1 protein-coding gene is annotated in these 376 nt (G+C 52.7%); it reads right to left on the reverse strand.

Annotated features, from left to right (window positions below):
• Positions 1-376: hypothetical protein (locus AC1RPT_RS07755; RefSeq protein WP_481762978.1), on the reverse strand; the 376-nt coding region annotated here is incomplete at both ends.

The following is a 376-nucleotide window of genomic DNA, read 5'->3' on the forward strand; positions in this document are numbered from 1 at the left end:
CGCTCTGGTTGTTGACGATGGCTACGTACTCAGCATGATAGTCGCTTGTAGTTTCCAGCAACCTTTGCAGCTTATATAGCCAGCGGCTTCCTTCGTACTTGGCGTCGAGGTCCTGTAGCTCATGAGCGAGCGTATCTGCTATGTCCTGATCTACGCCTCCCCATCTTGATGCTACCGATACCTGCATATGTTTGTCGCGCTGCGGAAGCTCAACGCTTACTACCCGATGGTGATTTGGGAACTTCAATGCCCATTGGCCTTTATACCTTGAGTTGGTATGGTGGCCGGTTGCCACGCATCCGGAATCGAATACGGGCAACACTGGCGTTGACGACTGGGCATCAATCGTCAACGCACCGTACGTGTTGTCTGGCAT

Source organism: Dellaglioa sp. CoH-56-MRSF-11, from assembly GCF_056782135.1.